Below are 608 nucleotides of genomic sequence, written 5' to 3'. Positions count from 1 at the left end.
ATTCATAATAGATTAAGCCAAAAATTCTCAGTATTTTAAGTTGAAATCGCTAACTGTCATTGGCTTTCCTAATAGCCAACCTTGCCCAAAGGTTACTTTTAGTTCGTGTGCAATTGCCAAATCATTTCTGTCTTCAATTCCTTCTAAACACACAGTACTTTCTTTGCTTTTTATGTAATTTACAATTTCTTTTATATGATTATATCCACCTTCGTTTTTTCTCAGTATTTCCAAAATACTTCTATCAATTTTAACCGTGTCAAAGTGTATTTTATCCAGTACTAACAACGACGAATTACCTGTAGAAAAGTCGTCGAGTGAGAATTTTATTCTAGATATTTCTCGCACCTCAAGTATAAATTTTTGAACAAGGTCGAAGCACTCTCTAGTCAATGTTTCTGTTATCTCAAACTCAAGATTATCTAAATCATTGTTAACTGAAATCAGAGATAGTACTTTCTCTCTAAAGTCATCACTAGCAATACTTGTTGAACTAACATTGACAGAAAAGTTCACATCAAACCTGGAGCTTTCGTTGATATAGTTAATTGTTTTCTTAATCATAATATAATCAAGCATATGAATTTTGCTCTGCGACTCTAATATTG

Annotated in this window: 1 protein-coding gene; it reads right to left on the bottom strand. The window is 31.6% G+C overall.

The genetic code is table 11. The features are described 5' to 3' along the window. Positions 1–27: 27 nt before the first annotated feature. Positions 28–608, bottom strand: a 581-nt coding sequence (locus tag BCT81_RS05535; RefSeq protein ID WP_206748005.1) for an EAL domain-containing protein, incomplete at its 5' end; no start/stop codon positions are given.

It is taken from the genome of Vibrio sp. 10N.261.52.A1 (genome assembly GCF_002876325.1).
Taxonomy (GTDB): Bacteria; Pseudomonadota; Gammaproteobacteria; order Enterobacterales; family Vibrionaceae; genus Vibrio; species Vibrio chagasii.
The sequence above is the reverse complement of the archived record's forward strand: the minus strand, read 5'-3'. Positions and strand labels throughout refer to the sequence as shown.